General features: G+C 55.4%; 16 protein-coding genes. 2 read left to right on the top strand and 14 right to left on the bottom strand.

Annotated features, from left to right (window positions below; translation table 11 throughout):
- Positions 1–36 precede the first annotated feature (36 nt).
- The 9 genes from ABWV33_RS07180 to ABWV33_RS07140 all read right to left on the bottom strand — a co-directional run bounded on the left by ABWV33_RS07180 (position 37) and on the right by ABWV33_RS07140 (position 9121).
- On the bottom strand, positions 37–1128 hold the full coding sequence (locus ABWV33_RS07180; RefSeq protein WP_353329711.1) for a Zn-dependent alcohol dehydrogenase: 1092 nt from the start codon (positions 1126–1128) through the stop codon (positions 37–39).
- An 81-nt stretch (positions 1129–1209) separates the two neighbouring features.
- The gene (locus tag ABWV33_RS07175) at positions 1210–2409 is read right to left on the bottom strand and encodes a TCR/Tet family MFS transporter (RefSeq protein WP_121998491.1); all 1200 of its coding nucleotides are present in this window, start codon (positions 2407–2409) and stop codon (positions 1210–1212) included.
- A gap of 61 nt (positions 2410–2470) precedes the next feature.
- Complete coding sequence (locus tag ABWV33_RS07170) at positions 2471–3808, bottom strand: class-II fumarase/aspartase family protein (RefSeq protein ID WP_353329709.1); 1338 nt, start codon at positions 3806–3808, stop codon at positions 2471–2473.
- Positions 3808–4521 carry an alpha/beta fold hydrolase gene (locus ABWV33_RS07165; protein ID WP_353329707.1) on the bottom strand — a complete coding sequence of 238 codons (714 nt, stop codon included), beginning with the start codon at positions 4519–4521 and terminating at the stop codon, positions 3808–3810. The genes ABWV33_RS07170 and ABWV33_RS07165 overlap by 1 nt, the downstream gene beginning before the upstream one ends.
- 3 nt (positions 4522–4524) lie before the next feature.
- Entirely contained in the window at positions 4525–5313 is a 789-nt protein-coding gene (pcaD, locus tag ABWV33_RS07160; RefSeq protein ID WP_353329705.1) for a 3-oxoadipate enol-lactonase, read from the bottom strand.
- Positions 5314–5384: 71 nt separating this feature from the next.
- Positions 5385–6581, bottom strand: a complete 1197-nt coding sequence (locus tag ABWV33_RS07155; RefSeq protein ID WP_353329703.1) for an endonuclease/exonuclease/phosphatase family protein — start codon at positions 6579–6581, stop codon at positions 5385–5387.
- A gap of 52 nt (positions 6582–6633) precedes the next feature.
- On the bottom strand, positions 6634–7608 hold the full coding sequence (locus ABWV33_RS07150; RefSeq protein ID WP_353329701.1) for a threonine ammonia-lyase: 975 nt from the start codon (positions 7606–7608) through the stop codon (positions 6634–6636).
- Positions 7605–8435, bottom strand: coding sequence for an alpha/beta fold hydrolase (locus ABWV33_RS07145; protein WP_353329699.1), 831 nt, complete (start codon positions 8433–8435; stop codon positions 7605–7607). The genes ABWV33_RS07150 and ABWV33_RS07145 overlap by 4 nt, the downstream gene beginning before the upstream one ends.
- A complete protein-coding gene (locus tag ABWV33_RS07140; RefSeq protein WP_113825178.1) occupies positions 8435–9121 on the bottom strand; it encodes a haloacid dehalogenase type II in 687 nt (228 codons plus the stop codon). The genes ABWV33_RS07145 and ABWV33_RS07140 overlap by 1 nt, the downstream gene beginning before the upstream one ends.
- Positions 9122–9246: 125 nt before the next feature.
- Between ABWV33_RS07140 and ABWV33_RS07135 the strand changes: the two genes are divergently transcribed.
- Positions 9247–9675, top strand: coding sequence for an FKBP-type peptidyl-prolyl cis-trans isomerase (locus ABWV33_RS07135; RefSeq protein WP_164618014.1), 429 nt, complete (start codon positions 9247–9249; stop codon positions 9673–9675).
- A gap of 39 nt (positions 9676–9714) precedes the next feature.
- Here the strand turns inward: ABWV33_RS07135 and ABWV33_RS07130 are convergent, their stop codons facing one another.
- The 4 genes from ABWV33_RS07130 to fabA all read right to left on the bottom strand — a co-directional run bounded on the left by ABWV33_RS07130 (position 9715) and on the right by fabA (position 12819).
- The gene (locus ABWV33_RS07130) at positions 9715–10062 is read right to left on the bottom strand and encodes a hypothetical protein (RefSeq protein WP_353329696.1); all 348 of its coding nucleotides are present in this window, start codon (positions 10060–10062) and stop codon (positions 9715–9717) included.
- Between the two features lie 177 nt (positions 10063–10239).
- Entirely contained in the window at positions 10240–11031 is a 792-nt protein-coding gene (locus ABWV33_RS07125) for an enoyl-ACP reductase FabI (protein ID WP_121998786.1), read from the bottom strand.
- Between the two features lie 5 nt (positions 11032–11036).
- The gene (gene fabB / locus ABWV33_RS07120; RefSeq protein ID WP_353329694.1) at positions 11037–12266 is read right to left on the bottom strand and encodes a beta-ketoacyl-ACP synthase I; all 1230 of its coding nucleotides are present in this window, start codon (positions 12264–12266) and stop codon (positions 11037–11039) included.
- A gap of 43 nt (positions 12267–12309) precedes the next feature.
- The gene (gene fabA / locus ABWV33_RS07115; RefSeq protein WP_113825169.1) at positions 12310–12819 is read right to left on the bottom strand and encodes a bifunctional 3-hydroxydecanoyl-ACP dehydratase/trans-2-decenoyl-ACP isomerase; all 510 of its coding nucleotides are present in this window, start codon (positions 12817–12819) and stop codon (positions 12310–12312) included.
- A gap of 185 nt (positions 12820–13004) precedes the next feature.
- Between fabA and irrA the strand changes: the two genes are divergently transcribed.
- Positions 13005–13424 (top strand): iron response transcriptional regulator IrrA, encoded by a 420-nt coding sequence (gene irrA / locus ABWV33_RS07110; protein WP_113825538.1) that lies wholly within the window; start codon positions 13005–13007, stop codon positions 13422–13424.
- A gap of 1 nt (position 13425) precedes the next feature.
- Here the strand turns inward: irrA and ABWV33_RS07105 are convergent, their stop codons facing one another.
- Positions 13426–14319 carry a LysR family transcriptional regulator gene (locus ABWV33_RS07105; protein WP_353329692.1) on the bottom strand — a complete coding sequence of 298 codons (894 nt, stop codon included), beginning with the start codon at positions 14317–14319 and terminating at the stop codon, positions 13426–13428.
- Positions 14320–14350: the final 31 nt, after the last annotated feature.

Genomic DNA, 14350 nt, shown 5'->3' with positions numbered 1-14350 from the left:
TATTCTCCGGGTGGGTAAGGGATGCCTTGGCTCCCATTAGCGATTGAACAGGATCACATTCCGTTTGGCTGAGCCAGTTTTGGTATCTGCGATCGCTTCGTTGATTTGATCCAGCTCCCATCGACCTGAAATCAACTCATCCAGTTTCAACCGCCCCTGTTCATAGAGATCAATCATCCAAGGAATATCGCGTTGAATGACAACGTCACCCATTTTGGAGCCGATCAATCCCTGTCCTACGGCCGCCATGATTACTGGCTCATAACTGGCCGTGGCGCCAGAGTGGGGCATCCCGATCATGATCGCCTTACCCCCAGGTCCTAGGTATCGAGTGGCCTGTTCATAAGCTGGGATCGCACCAACGGTGACTAACACCGCATCCGCACCGCGGCCGCCTAAAGCTTTGTATGCGGCTTTCCACGGGGCATCTAAGCTGGCCAGAACGCCGTGCGTGGCTCCGAACTCTTTGGCAACTTCCAGCTTGTCTTCGATCATGTCGACGGCAACGATGCGCCTTGCGCCCGCAATGCGCGCGCCCTGAATGGCGTTTAGGCCAACACCACCGGCCCCGATGACAACAACATCCTGTCCCGGTCGCAATTGGGCCGCGTTGACAACAGCGCCCACGCCGGTGATCACACCGCACGACAACAAAGAGGCGACATCCTTGGCCATAGTCTTGGGGATTTTGACGATCTGGCGGTGGCTCACGACAACTTTTTCAGCAAAGGCACCGCAGGCCATCCCTTGATCCAGAGGTTCCCCATCAGCAGTGCGCAATGGACCTTTGGCGGTGTTATAGGGGGTTTCGCAGATTGTAGGTGTTCCGCTAGCGCAGGACGGGCAAGATCCACAGGCGCGGATCAGGGTGACCACCACGGGGTCTCCGATTATGAAATCTCCGCTGCCTTTGCCTGTTGCCGTGATCACGCCGGCTGCTTCATGCCCGTAAACAGCCGGCAGATTGCCGCCCCAGGCGCCACCTGCATAGCTGATATCGGAGTGACAGATCGCCACCGCGTCCAGCGTAACTTCGACTTCGCCCATTTTGGGATCGGCCAGTTGAACCTCTTCAATGACCAGAGGGGCGTTGAACTCTCGGCAGACTGCCGCCTTGATGGTTTGCATGGTTTCCTCCCTTGCTTGGTTCCACGGTGGACCGGCATATGGGGAGGGTGCAAGCCGGAAACCGGCAGGATCAGGTCGTTCTTACGTCACGGCAATTCGCGCACGCATAAAGATAACCAAACCGATCGACATGAGAACCAGTGACAAGAGGAACGGGGCTCCCGGTAAATAGATCGCGGTGCCCTCGCGGGTGAAAAACGAAAACACCGAGGCCATCATCAACGGCGAGACAATCATCGACAGGGCATGCACGGCGGTCATGACCCCTTGCAGTTCTCCTTGCTGATCGTCGGCCACTGCTTTGGACATGATCGCCTGCAAAGCCGGGGGGACAACAGCACCAATGGCTGTGATTGGGATTAAGAGAAGCGCGAGCGTGCCTGAAGAGATGAACGCAAGCAGCCCAAAGCCCACGAAATCAAATAATTGACCATAGATGATTGTTCGTCTTTCGCCAAACCAACGGATGGCATAGCGCAGGACACCGCCTTGGACCACAGCCATGAGGAAACCAAAAATGCCCAAAGACAGGCCAATCATTTGCGGGGACCAGCCAAACCGCTCTTGGGTAAAATAGGACCAGATTGCGGGGTAGACGTAGATCGCCACCGAATAAAGGAAATAGGCCCAAAGCAATGGGGCAATTCCTGGGACACGTGCGATAGACCGGAAGGCACCAAATGGGTTAGCGCGTGTCCAGTGAAAGGCGCGTCGGGTCTTGTCGGTGACCGTCTCGCGCATCACAAAATAACCAAGAACGAAATTTAACGAGGCCAAAATCGCAGCGGCATAAAACGGCGCACGAGTCCCCAATTCGCCCAACACGCCTCCGATCAAAGGGCCCAACACAAACCCCATGCCAAAAGCAGCGCCCAACATGCCAAAATTGGCGGCCTTGTCCTCGGGTTTTGAAATGTCGGCAATGTAGGCGCTTGCAGTGCCATGAGTGGCTGCGGTGATGCCGCCGACGATCCGCCCCACCAACAACAGCCACATAGATCCGGCCAACGCCATCACGAGATAGTCCAGCGCCATGACAAACAAGGACACCAACAGGATCGGTCGCCTGCCAACGCTGTCAGAAAGATTGCCGATGACTGGGCTGAACAGGAACTGCATGACGGCGAAAACGGTGCTCATCACGCCGCCCCAAAGGGCCGCATCTGCCAACGTTCCGCCCTGCACCTCTCGGATCAGGTCCGGCATAATGGGCATGATCAGGCCAATGCCCACGGCGTCTAACATCACGGTTATGAGAATGAAAATGGTTGGCAGGCGCATAATGAACGATCCGGTTTAGTTCGTCGCAACCTAGGCTTGGTTGCGACGAAACAGAAGCGGCTCAGCTCGCATTACGTTGCGTTACCATTGCAGCGAATTGACGGGCCTCGGCTGGGGCGTGACCCATTTGGTGCGCCGCATCGAACAGGGTTGTACCATCTAGCTGTGGCCAGTCGCGCGCGACCAAGTCCCTGAGGGGGGTATTGGTGGCAGATGCTTCTTTGCACAGCGCCTTGGTCGCGGTCTGGGCGTCGGGGCGACGCATGTGCTCTGCCAACGCAAAAGACAATGCTTCGGCGTGAATCATATCAAGCTGCTGGTTCAAATTAGATTCCATTGCATCAGGGCAGGGGACTATCCCTTCACACAAGGCGCGCGCGGTTTGGCTTGCGGACCCAGCCCCCAACACAATTTGGGGCAAGCACATCCATTCGGTGAACCATGCGGCCCCGTCCCGCTGATATCGGTGCATCGAAGCCCCTTGCAACGTATTGAGCAGGCCACTGGTTTGATGCGCCAGCGCGACAAGCACCGAAGGTGCAACAGGGTTCTGTTTTTGTGGCATGGTCGATGATGACCCGGCCCCACCCAAACGAACTTCTTCGATACCGGATTGCACCAGCTGGGTCGTATCCTCCCCCAATTTCCCCAGCGCGAGCGTCACGCGGGTGAACCAATCTGCCAATCGCAAGATGGGGGTGCGGTCTGTGTGCCAGCTGCGCTCTGGATCGGTTAGGTTCAAAACCTGTGCAAGGCCTGCGCGCGTATTCGCAGCGAAAGGCCCGAGTGCCGACGATGTCCCGGCAGCTCCTGACAGGGAAACCATCAAACACCTTTTGCGCAAGTTAGGGATTTCTTGCAGCAAATCTAGCAACGGCATGCCCCAGCTTGCGGCCACAGCCCCAAAGCTTGTTGGGGTGGCGTGTTGGCCATAGGTGCGTGCGGGCATCGGCAAGGCAGCGTGCGTTTCTGCCAAGGTAGCTAGGGCAGTTGTGATCTTCACCAAATCTGTTTCGATCAGGGTCAACGCCTGACGCAGACGCAACATCAATGCGGTGTCGATGATGTCCTGAGATGTGGCGCCCCAATGGGCGAACTGGGCGTGTTCAGGAGCTTGCATTTCGTCGCGAAAGGCTGCAACTAGACCGGGTACACTGACGCCGTTTTGGCCCGTTGCCTGTGCCAATGCGCCGGGATCCAATTGGATCTCCATCGAGGCGCGATTGATCGCAGCTGCGCTTTCAGCGGGAATAACCCCTTGATCTCCTTGGACCTTGGCCAGCATCCCTTCGACCAGCAACATGGCGCGGACTTCAGCGCTGTCGGTGAACAAACGGCCCACGTCTCCGGTTGGAAAAAGGCGGGCAAAAAGGGACGAGTCGAAAACAGAACCAGCCATCACAAGTGTCTTTCAATATCGCAAAGCAGTTCGGTCAAGGTTTGCGGGTGGGCGAAAAAGGGTGAATGCGAGCTGTCCATAACGTGGACATGGTCCTGTGGCCAGTCTGCCGTCATGGTTTGCTGGTACTCAGGGGGGATCGTTCGGTCATCTGAACACCGGATATAGTGTTTCGGTACATTGGCAAACCGGTCCGTAACAACAAGCGGTGTGGCTTGTGGGCGGACGGCCTGTGGACGCAAGTGGGCCTTGGCATAGGCAATCGTTTCAGACGTGCAATCGTGATAAAATAGGGGCTCGATTTGATCATCGTCCACGGTATAGCTCAGCTCGTCATCTGACCGCTCAATTGCATGCACAAGGGGTTGGCGTGGCGCGCGCTTGCGCATTTCGACCATGGAAAGACCAGAAATCGGAACGTAGGCACAGAGGTAAATCAACGCACGGACTGTTGATGGGGCGGCTTCGGCTGCTGCGCTGATCGGATACCCACCCCATGAATGGCCGACAAGGATGGTATCTGGTCTTATCGCGTCAAGGATTGCGTCCTGACACCTCTCTAAGGTGACGTTAGCCACAGGAGTTTGGTCATTGCCGCTACCGGGTAAATCAATGGCACGCACGGTATGTGCGCGCGCGCTTAGTGCCGGAATGACATCACGCCAGCACCACGCACCATGGCAGGATCCATGAACAAGGAGAAAATCGGCCATAGATCAAATATGCCCAGTGTCGCGCATAAACTTCGTCAACACTGCTGCGTATTCTTCGGGTTGTTCGACACAGGGCAAATGCCCGGCTTTGCGGATCAGGTGGAATTGTGACCCAGGGATCAGATCAACTGTTTCACGCACCAGGTCGGGTGGTGTCGATCCATCCTCGGACCCGGCGATACCGAGCGTAGGCAAGCGCAGACCGCTGGTCGGGGTATAAAAATCGGTCCCGGAAATGGCGGCGGAACATCCCGCGTACCCCTCGTCGGGTTGCCGCACCAGCATGTTGCGCCATAACTCTAATTCAAGTGTCGAGCGAAACCCTTTGGAAAACCACCGCTCCATGATCCCATCGGCCAGAGCCTCAATCCCGTTGGCTTTAACTTCGGCGATGCGCTGATCCCAGACCTCGGGTGTTCCAATCTTGGCACCGGTGTTGGACAACACCACTGCACGGATCAGATCGAGCCGTTTTACCGCTAGCCCTTGGGCCGTCATTCCACCAATGGACAAGCCAACAAATAGGGCATTCTTGATCTCTAACAAATCCATCAGGCGTTCCACATCCCGTACCAAAGCGCCCATGGAATAAGGCCCGCGTGGCATCGACGACAGACCGTGTCCGCGTTTGTCATAGCGGATCAGTTTCAAGCCCTTGGGAAGGTAGGGCAGGATCGGATCCCAAAGCCGCAAATCGGTGCCGAGTGAATTTGAAAAAACAACAGGCACACCATCAGGATCACCATCGATGCGATAGTGTAATTTTACGTCGCCAAGGTCCGCGATTTGCATGTGTCGTTCTCCTGTCGTGCCCAAAAGGCAAGGTGTTAGATGAATTAGTGTTGTTCACTGATTAACGTGAGTCAGCGGGCGTTCAGCCGAATATGTGCCATGATCTGCCCATGGTCCGACGCCAACTTGTTATATGGGGCTTCGGGGTGGCTGCCATCTGTCAGGTGATCGTTGAAGACGCTGTAATATTCCATCTCACCAATTGCTTTGTCCCAGTTGTTGTCGAAATGGCGCGACATATAGATTTGGTCGATGCTTTCATAAACGCCACCAAAGGCAGAGGTGTAAACCATATCCCGCAACGATTTGCGCACGAACATTTTTTCGCCCGACCGTAGTCTGACACGATCTACAGCCTCGGTGATTTGCTCGTTCTCCACGCGGCTATATCGGTCATTGGGGTGTTTGGCATCGTGGCGCAACATCCATGAATAGTTTTTGAAAGGCTGCTCGCCAGAAATGATTTCAGAACTGACAGCATGTTCGCCGTCATTGAAATCGCCCAAGACCATTACAGGGTGCCCTTTGTCTAGCTCATCCACGATTTCGCGGCGTAAAACCCAAGCCTCGGCCATACGCCTAAGCGCGGCCCGTAGCGCACCCATCGCGCGCCCGACTGGGTCATAGGCGGTCAGTACGGCTTCGCGCGAGAAATCTTCACCTTGTGGGCGGATGAATTCGCCAAGTTTCGATTTCAGATGGCAGTTGAACACGGTTACAACGGTTCCGGCCACAGGAATGCGTGCCTTTAAGATCGGGCGGGAAAGCCGTTTTAGCGTGAAATGTCCGGCGTCTTCATCGCCCCCAAGAGCAGACATCGGGATGTGAATTGGATTTGGGAGATCTTGAATGATTTCGGGCGTCTCACTGAAGCCAAACCGAGACAGGATCGCCAACCCGGGACGTCGTTCACCAGGCCCCCCATCAGAGGTGTTTGGCGCAAAGGCCAACGATGCGGTTTTGTATCCGCCAAAGGCCAATTTCCGGAAAATCGCTTTTTTATGATAGCGTTTTGAGGCGTCAGGCAGGTTGGTTTCATTTGCCAATGCGCCGCGCTTCTCGACCTCTGACAAGACATCGTTTAATGCCTGCTCTTCGAAAACCTCTTGAAAACCGATGATATCGGCGTCCATCGTCAACAGTTGATCAGCCATCCAGTCCTGTTTCCAAGCGTATTCCTCGGGGGTGTATTTTTGGAACTTGTAGAACTCGTTGTCTCCGCCAATCAGGTTTTTGACATTGAATGAGGCGATGGTGAAGCGGGTCATGGTATCCTCCGGTCTGTTGGGGGGAGGGCGATCAACCCCTCTTCGCGGGACATCACGCGAACTGATCCAAGGCTGAGCGAAACACCTCGGCGTCAACATTGCCGCCAGATGCGACCGCGATCACAGCGTCCCCGGCGATATCGGTCTTGCGAAACAGGGCAGCAGCCAAAGCGACAGCCCCCCCAGGTTCCAACACGATTTTGAGGCGGGTGAACGCAAGTGCCATGGCATGTCGGGCTTCGTCTTCGCTGACGCTCAGACCCGGATCGCAAAGACGCTTCATTATGGGAAAGGTGATCTCGCCCGGAGACGGGGTCAGGATCGCATCGCAAATATTTCCCGTCATTGCTGAATTGGTCTGGATTTGGCCCGTTGCAAGCGAGCGTTTCGCGTCATCAAAGCCATCCGGTTCTGCGGGGCGAGCACGCAAACCTGGGGCATGCCCTTCGAGTGCAAGCGCAATGCCCGACGTCAGGCCGCCACCGCCGCAACACACCAGAACATCTGCGGTGGTCACACCCTCTGCTGCCGCTTGTTTTGCGATTTCCAGCCCAGTGGTGCCTTGACCTGCGATCACCTGTGGTTCGTCATAGGGTTTGATTAGCGTTAGCCCTCGTTCCGAGGATAGGCGATCCCCAATCGTTTCACGACTTTCGTTCGCCCGATCGTACAAAACCACCTCGGCCCCAAGGGCGCGGGTGTTCTCAATTTTTAGTTTCGGCGCATCCGATGGCATGATGATGACGGCCGCCACACCATGTTTGGCAGAGGCCAACGCCACGCCTTGCGCATGGTTTCCAGAAGAAAAGGCGAGGATACCGCGTTGGCGCGTTGCTTCGTCTAATGCGGATACTGCCGACCATGCGCCCCGAAACTTGAAGCTCCCCGTGTGTTGGAGGCATTCTGGTTTCACAAACAACTGGCGCCCGGCGAGATCGTTCAAAAACGGTGAACTAAGCAATGGGGTTTCTCTGACATGGCCCTGCAACCGTTGTGCAGCGGCTTCGATCATAGCGAGGGTGCTCATGCTGCTTGCTCCAAAATTGCACGGATAACTTGCAGGGACTGCGGTTCATCCAAAAAGGGGACATGACCCCGATCTGGGACTTCGGCAGAGATAAGGCCCGGGTGACGCTGATGCATTTCTGCAAGTGTCGGAGCATCCAGAATGTCCGAATTCCCACCGCGAATGACGCCGGTCGGTATCTTCTTGAGGGCCTCATAAAACAGCCACATGTCGGGCGTTGCGCCGGTTGCGGCCTGTTCCAGCAACGCCTTGCGCAGCGCCTCGTCATAGCGCAGTTCTAACCCTGCTTCTGTGGCGTGATATTGAATTTCCGCTTGTTTGCGCCAGACGTCGTACGGCACGCCGGGAAATTGCGGTTCCATGAATTGTTGTAAAATGGCGGCGGCTTGTTCGTGCGTTTTTGACACGGGCTTTTTGCCAACATAGTCCATGATGCGGGCTATACCGACGGCCCCGACCACCGGACCGATATCATTTAATACGACCCCGGACAGGCGTTCAGGATGGCTAGCGGCTAGGGCCATCGCGATCAGCCCCCCGCGCGACGTGCCCAAAATAGTGGCGCGATCCAGTTCCAAATGATCCAAAAGCTCGATCACATCATGGGCTTCGCGCAAAACATTATAGTTCATGTAATCGGGGTCATAGTCGGATTGTCCACGCCCACGATAATCCATTGTAATCATGCGTAAGTCGGTGACGTGGGGGGCGAGGAACGAAAAATCCCGACTGCATCGGGTCAAACCAGCCAGACACAACAAAGGTTGCCCGGTGCCAGCGTCTTCAAAATAAAGTCTGCGGTTATCGGAGGTTTGGAAATTTGCCATTAGGCCCCTGCCAACTGTGGAATAGTCGTCAGATCAGAAAGAACATGGGCTGGCTTCCAAGGCAGGCGATCCATTGGCTCGCCTGCACGGTTTACCCAAGCGGTCTGAAACCCATACCCGCTGGCCCCTGCAGCATCCCATCCGTTTGAGCTGACGAACAGAACCTCATCTCGTTGGCAATTGAACCGCTCTTCGACTAAATCATACACACGGGCGTCTGGCTTGAAGATGCCGACGCTTTCGACTGACAGAACATCGTCCAGCACGGCGTGAATGCCAGCAGATTGCACAGCTCCGTCCAGCATTGCAGGCGAGCCGTTCGACAGAATGGCTGTATTCAGACCCGCCGCTTTCAAAGCTTGCAACATCTGGGGCACTTCGGGATACGCTTGCAATTCCCAATAGAGGCTAAGAAGACGAGCGCGCAATTCAGGCTGCCCGTCCAGCCCGGTCGCTTCCAAAGCCCAATCCAACCCCTCTTGAGTGACATCCCAAAAATCCGCATGGGCTTTGGTGATCGCACGAAGCCAGGTGTATTGCAGCTGCTTCAATCGCCAATAGTTGGCCAATTCCGGCCACTTGTCTTTCAGGGCCTCGTTCCCGGGTTCCGCCGCTGCCTGACGCGCCGCAGCTGCGACGTCGAACAGTGTGCCGTATGCATCAAAGACGCAGGTCGTGATTGGCATGGTAATTCTCCTCTGAGGGCAGCCTGTCATATGTTCCGACGAGGGAAAAGAGGGCCAGGGTTTACTTTGACGTGACAAAGTCTAGGGTGGCGCCTCTTTTTAACGACCGATGGATCGGAACATTCATGACCCAAGCGAAATCTGGCGACACTGTGCGCATTCACTACACTGGCACTTTGTTGGATGGCAGTACGTTCGACAGCTCTGAGGGGCGTGATCCTCTGGAATTTGTTGTGGGATCTGGACAGATCATTCCGGGTCTGGATGCAGCTATTCCCGGTCTGGCTGTCGGCGACAAAAAAGAAGTGAATGTGCCCTGCCAAGAAGCTTATGGCCCGATCAACCCGGAAATGCGTCAGGCCATCCCACGCGAAGGTATCCCTGATGAGGTTCCTTTGGAAATCGGCATTCAGTTGCAGATGCAGTCGCCAGATGGGCAGGTTTTGCCAGTAACCGTCGTCGAAATGGATGAGGCAACCGTAACTCTGGATGCCAACCATCCATTGGCCGGCCAAGACTTGATCTTCAATATCGAAGTTACGTCTATCAACTGATTTTCCCGCGTGGGAGAGGCGCAAAGTCCCCCTCGCGCTTTAGTTCCCCGGTTTCGACGCGCCGCGTCGCACAGGGATGCGGCTTTGTGGCATCGCGCTGATAGTTGGAGGCGCTGTTTGCTCAACAGCAGCTTGTTCAGCTTCTGAATCGAGAAAACCAAATAGTTTTCCAATAGAGGTTGAACCTTGATCTTCGTTTAGCGTCACGATTAGCGGTGGGGTGCTTTCCGGGATTTCTTCTTGCGACTTTAACTCTGGGTTTTGATCTACGGGGGGAAGCGGTGTTTTTACTTCCGCACCGTGCATGGCCGTTAAATAACCGCTCACCTTGGGGTGAGACAGTGCGATGACTGCAATAAGAAGGCCGCAAATCGTCATCAATGTCATGTGCATATATCGCAGCGCATGCGGGCGGTGACGGGTGGGGCGCAGTTCTGCGCTAAGAGATACATCTGTCTGTGTCATGGTCTCAAGGTGACAGCCGACTGTGGCCAAGTCTGGGCACCGAGATGACAATCTCACGCAAATTTGAAGCGGGCATTGCAGCCCGCTTCAAACATTCGATTACATCGATTCTGGTTGGGGCATTCCCAAAACGTGGAACCCGCCGTCAACGCGTACAATTTCGCCAGACGTGTAGGCGCCAGCATCTGAAGCAAGATAAACGGCGGTGCCGCCAACGGCTTCGAGTGTTGCGTTTGACCGCATTGGGGCGTTGGTGCCTGCAAACTTGAAGGTTTTGCGCGCACCACCAATTGCGGCACCAGCCAGTGTTTTCATTGGGCCAGGTGAAATCGCGTTAACGCGGATGCCATCAGGGCCAAGATCATTGGCCAAATACCGCGTCGCGGATTCCAAGGCTGCCTTGGCCACACCCATGACGTTGTAGTTTGGAACAACTCGGTTCGATCCCTGATAGGTCAAAGTCAACAAGGTGCCGCCATTGTCCTTCATCATCGGGTAGGCGCGGCGGGCCACTTCGATAAATGAATAGGCCGAGATATCCATCGAGTTCTTGAAGTTCGCTCTTGAGGTGTCAAGGAAGCGACCGGTCAATTCGGTTTTGTCCGAATAGGCGATGGCGTGAACAACAAAATCAATTGTGGGCCAGCGAGCGCCCAGCTGTTCAAACGCCACGTCCAGGGACGCATCGTCTGTCACATCTACATCTACCATGAAATCCGACCCGACCGAAGCGGCCAGTGGCTCAAGGCGTTTGCCAAAGGCTTCACCTTGATAGGTAAAGGCCAGCTCAGCGCCGGCGTCTGCCATCGCTTTGGCGATACCCCATGCGATTGAGCGATCATTGGCGACGCCCATGATCAGACCACGTTTGCCTTTTAAAAGATTCGACATGTTCATCACCCGTTGTACTTGGACAGGATCATTGATCCGTTGGTGCCGCCAAAGCCAAAGCTGTTGGTCATGACACTGTCGAGTCCTGCATTAAATTTCGTTTCCAGCGCGATCTCTTCGGGCTTCAGCGCCGGATCCAGCGTCTCGACGTTGATTGAGCGGGCAATGAAATCATTTTCGAGCATGAGCAAGCTGAAGATCGCCTCGAGTGCACCTGCTGCGCCCTGAGCGTGACCTGTCATCGATTTGGTCGAGCTGATGGGAGGCGTGTTGCCTTCGCCAAAAACACGACGGACGGCTTCGACTTCGCCCACATCGCCGACCGGAGTTGATGTTCCGTGTGCGTTGATATAGCCGACCTTGCGGCCTTCAGGCAGGGTCGACAACGCCAGACGCATTGCGCGTTCTCCGCCTTCGCCTGAGGGGGCCACCATGTCGTGACCGTCCGAGGTCGCGGCATATCCAGTTACTTCGGCATAGATCTTAGCACCGCGTGCTTTGGCGTGCTCTAGCTCCTCGAGGACAAGAATTCCACCGCCACCCGAAATAACAAACCCATCGCGATTAGCGTCAAACGCGCGGCTCGCGGTGCTGGGGTCGTCGTTATACTTGGATGACATTGCACCCATGGCGTCAAACAAGCAGGACAGGGTCCAATCGAGTTCCTCACCGCCACCGGCGAACATCACATCCTGTTTGCCCATCATGATCTGTTCTGCAGCGTTGCCGATACAGTGCAGCGAGGTGGAGCAGGCTGAGGTGATCGAATAGTTGATGCCTTTGATCTTGTAGGCGGTCGCCAGGTTGGCCGAGATTGTCGAGCTCATGCACTTAGGAACTGCGAAAGGTCCAATCCGTTTGGTCGCGCCAGTTTTGGCAACAACCTGATGCGCCGTCAGCATCGCGCTGGTGGATGGGCCACCAGAGCCAGCAACCAGACCTGTGCGTTCGTTGACGATATCGCTTTCTTCCAAACCCGCGTCAGCGATTGCCTGACCCATGGCGATGTGCGCATATGCGGCGCCTGGCCCCATAAAGCGCAGGGTACGCTTGTCCACATGATCGGCTACGCTCAGCTTGAGCGTGCCCGCAACGCGGCTGCGAAAGCCATGCTCGGTCATCTCAGGGCTGGATTCGATACCAGAGGTGCCTGATTTCAAGGAAGCCAGGACCTCTTCTGCATTGTTCCCGATGGAAGAAACGATCCCCAATCCGGTTACGACGACGCGACGCATAAGCGTACTCCTTAGAAACTTTAGGAAGGACAGATATAAGAGATCAGCCGTCTGTTGCCAGACCGACCTTCATATCCTTGACCTGATAGATTTCTTCTCCATCGGCAAACACGCGGCCATTGGCTACGCCCAGCTTCAGACGCCGATCGATAACACGGGTGAAATCTACGTGATAAGTCAGCATTTTGCGATCTGGCTTGACCATGCCTTTGAGTTTGACCTCGCCGACACCCATTGCCATGCCTTTGCCAATCATGCCACGCCAGCCCAAGTTGAACCCGGTCAGCTGCCACAATCCATCCAGACCCAGACAACCAGGCATGATCGGGTTGCCAGGGAAGTGGCATTCAAAGAACCAGAGATCAGGCGTGATATCGAATTCAGCAACGACATGACCTTTGCCGAACTCACCGCCATCTGCCGAAATGTCCGTAATCCGATCCATCATCAACATGGGTGGTTCTGGCAGCTGCGCGTTTCCGGGGCCAAATAGCTCGCCGCGGGCGCATTTCAGCAAGTCCTCTTTGTCAAAACTGCTCGGGAATTGGGCCATTTGCCGCCTCTCCTGCCTAAGAATACTCTGTCTGTTACGCTCCTCTATCATCGCCGCCCGAGGTCCTGCAAGGGTGTGACGGTCGGGAAGTGTGCGGTCAAAGGTTCCAGCTGCGAATGAATTTCATTTGAAATTGGCGCGTGTCGCGCTCTATATAGATACAGTCCCAAGCGAGTCTTATGATTATGACGCCACACAGCCAGGAATATGCAACCGATTGGTTGGTCGACGCGGGTCTGCGCCCAACGCGTCAACGCGTTGCTTTGGCAGAGTTGTTGGTGGGCGATGGCAATCACCGTCACGTCACTGCCGAAAGCTTGTTCGATGCCGCAAAAGGAAGCGGCTCTGCCGTATCCTTGGCCACAGTTTACAACACGCTGCGCGCGTTTTGTGACGCGGGCGTCTTGCAGGAAATCACGGTAGATGGGTCAAAGAGCTACTTTGACACGAACACGCATGATCATCCTCACTTCTTTTGGGAAGACGAAGGCCGCCTGTCAGACGCGCCCTCGGATCAACTGGTTATCCAACGATTGCCGGAAGCCCCGGAAGGGGTGGAAATTGCGTCCGTTGATGTTGTTATTCGGTTGCGGCGCAAAGCCTGATCTAACGCTTTAGAACAGCCGAAATCGTTTTCCGTGCTTCTGTAATTGTCGGGTTTTCGGGCCCTGTCCCATGGCGTGCCAAAACCACTGGTTCGCGAGTTTCAGGTGTGAGTATTGGCAAGCGCACAAGGGGGGACCCATCATAACTGGTATCGGTCGACGGCCCCGAATAGCTGATCCCAACGCCTTCTCCGTGGGCCGCAAGACTGCGCATGATCTCTAGTGACGCAGCGCGATGGGCCACTGTGGGGAAAAGATTGCGGTGTCGAAACAAGCCTAGAATGTGCTGCGCCGACAGACCCTCTTCGGACAGGATAAGCGGAAAATTGGCGAGATCACTTAATTCGATGCGTGGGGATGCAGCCAGCGGATAATCGGGTGCAACCAAGGCGAATGGGCTGGCGTGAAATAGGGTGTGACGATCAAACCCGGCATCCATGCCCAGATCATAGGTTAACGCCAGGTCAATGTGACCTTTGAGCAGGCCAGCGATCAACGACTCAAATCCGTCTGTGCGATAGGTGATCGTGACTTGCGGCAATGCGACCCGAAGGGCGCTGAGGGCAGGGGCCAACAGAACCGGGGCCAAGTCGACAAAGCATCCCAACGTCAAGGTGGTCGCCGCTGGATGTGGATGATTTGGGTCTTCGAGTTGTTTGGCTTGCGCCAGCAGCGCATCTGCACGTGCCACAAAGGCGCGCCCTTGCGGGGTAAGAGTCATGTTTGCGCCGCGTCGACGGACGAACAAAGCATACCCAAGGTGTGCCTCGATCCTGTTTAACGCCACCGACAAGGCGGGTTGCGAAACATTCAATTGATTTGCAGCAGCAGATAGCCCGCCTTCATGGCCGATCGCGACGACATATTCGTAATGGCGCAGAGTGAGATATAGCATTGGGTTATATATGCCTTTTCCAAATATGATT

It is taken from the genome of Phaeobacter sp. NW0010-22, assembly GCF_040365955.1.
Lineage (GTDB): Bacteria > Pseudomonadota > Alphaproteobacteria > Rhodobacterales > Rhodobacteraceae > OMPR01.
The sequence above is the reverse complement of the archived record's forward strand: the minus strand, read 5'-3'. Positions and strand labels throughout refer to the sequence as shown.

Bases quoted from the DNA above. Each gene is read 5' to 3' on its own strand.
- ABWV33_RS07180 (WP_353329711.1), bottom strand. From the start codon at position 1,128: ATGCAAACCATCAAGGCGGCAGTCTGCCGAGAGTTCAACGCCCCTCTG.
- ABWV33_RS07175 (WP_121998491.1), bottom strand. From the start codon at position 2,409: ATGCGCCTGCCAACCATTTTCATTCTCATAACCGTGATGTTAGACGCC.
- ABWV33_RS07170 (WP_353329709.1), bottom strand. From the start codon at position 3,808: ATGGCTGGTTCTGTTTTCGACTCGTCCCTTTTTGCCCGCCTTTTTCCA.
- ABWV33_RS07165 (WP_353329707.1), bottom strand. From the start codon at position 4,521: ATGGCCGATTTTCTCCTTGTTCATGGATCCTGCCATGGTGCGTGGTGC.
- pcaD (WP_353329705.1), bottom strand. From the start codon at position 5,313: ATGCAAATCGCGGACCTTGGCGACGTAAAATTACACTATCGCATCGAT.
- ABWV33_RS07155 (WP_353329703.1), bottom strand. From the start codon at position 6,581: ATGACCCGCTTCACCATCGCCTCATTCAATGTCAAAAACCTGATTGGC.
- ABWV33_RS07150 (WP_353329701.1), bottom strand. From the start codon at position 7,608: ATGAGCACCCTCGCTATGATCGAAGCCGCTGCACAACGGTTGCAGGGC.
- ABWV33_RS07145 (WP_353329699.1), bottom strand. From the start codon at position 8,435: ATGGCAAATTTCCAAACCTCCGATAACCGCAGACTTTATTTTGAAGAC.
- ABWV33_RS07140 (WP_113825178.1), bottom strand. From the start codon at position 9,121: ATGCCAATCACGACCTGCGTCTTTGATGCATACGGCACACTGTTCGAC.
- ABWV33_RS07135 (WP_164618014.1), top strand. From the start codon at position 9,247: ATGACCCAAGCGAAATCTGGCGACACTGTGCGCATTCACTACACTGGC.
- ABWV33_RS07130 (WP_353329696.1), bottom strand. From the start codon at position 10,062: ATGACATTGATGACGATTTGCGGCCTTCTTATTGCAGTCATCGCACTG.
- ABWV33_RS07125 (WP_121998786.1), bottom strand. From the start codon at position 11,031: ATGTCGAATCTTTTAAAAGGCAAACGTGGTCTGATCATGGGCGTCGCC.
- fabB (WP_353329694.1), bottom strand. From the start codon at position 12,266: ATGCGTCGCGTCGTCGTAACCGGATTGGGGATCGTTTCTTCCATCGGG.
- fabA (WP_113825169.1), bottom strand. From the start codon at position 12,819: ATGGCCCAATTCCCGAGCAGTTTTGACAAAGAGGACTTGCTGAAATGC.
- irrA (WP_113825538.1), top strand. From the start codon at position 13,005: ATGACGCCACACAGCCAGGAATATGCAACCGATTGGTTGGTCGACGCG.
- ABWV33_RS07105 (WP_353329692.1), bottom strand. From the start codon at position 14,319: ATGCTATATCTCACTCTGCGCCATTACGAATATGTCGTCGCGATCGGC.